The 800-nt window shown below is 67.1% G+C and carries 2 protein-coding genes; both read left to right on the top strand.

Going from position 1 to position 800, the window contains the following annotated elements; translation table 11 throughout:
- The coding region (locus AAAX73_RS09695; protein WP_349125778.1) for a GDP-mannose 4,6-dehydratase at positions 1–466 on the top strand (466 nt) is incomplete at its 5' end.
- Positions 467–478: 12 nt separating this feature from the next.
- Positions 479–800: dTDP-4-dehydrorhamnose 3,5-epimerase family protein (locus AAAX73_RS09690; protein WP_349125777.1), on the top strand; the 322-nt coding region annotated here is incomplete at its 3' end.

Genomic DNA, 800 nt, shown 5'->3' with positions numbered 1-800 from the left:
CTACGGCCCCTACCAGCACGTTGAGAAGTTCATCCCCAGGCAGATCACCAACATCGTCGACGGCGTGCGCCCCAAGCTCTACGGAAAGGGCGAGAACGTCCGCGACTGGATCCACACCGAGGACCACTCCTCGGCCGTCTGGGACATCCTCACGAAGGGCCGCACGGGGGAGACCTACCTCATCGGAGCCGACGGCGAGAGGAACAACATCACGGTCTTGCGCATGATCCTGGAGGCCATGGGAAAGGACCCCGAGGACTTCGACTGGGTCGCCGACCGCCCCGGCCACGACCGCCGCTACGCCATCGACAGCACGAAGCTCCAGCGCGAGCTCGGCTGGAGGCCGGCCCACACCGACTTCGCCGAGGGCCTGAGGGCCACCATCGACTGGTACGTCGCCAACGAGTCCTGGTGGCGCCCGGCCAAGGAGGCCACCGAGGCCAGGTACCGCGCGCAGGGCCAGTAGGAGGGGAGAGACATGGCAGACATCGCATTCGAGAAGGACCTCGCCGTCAACGAGACCGGCATCGGGGGCCTGAAGGTCGTCGACCTCGCCGTCCACGGCGACTCGCGCGGCTGGTTCAAGGAGAACTGGCAGCGCGCCAAGATGACCGCGCTGGGCATCCCCGACCTCAAGGTCGTCCAGAACAATATCTCCTACAACGACAGCCGCGGCGTCACCCGCGGCATCCACGCGGAGCCCTGGGACAAGTTCATCTCCGTCGCCCGCGGCAGCGTCTTCGGCGCCTGGGTCGACCTCCGCGAGGGCAGCGCCACCTACGGCAAGGTCTACACGACCG

The organism is Collinsella sp. CLA-ER-H9 (assembly GCF_040092295.1).
Lineage (GTDB): Bacteria > Actinomycetota > Coriobacteriia > Coriobacteriales > Coriobacteriaceae > Collinsella.
The sequence above is the reverse complement of the archived record's forward strand: the minus strand, read 5'-3'. Positions and strand labels throughout refer to the sequence as shown.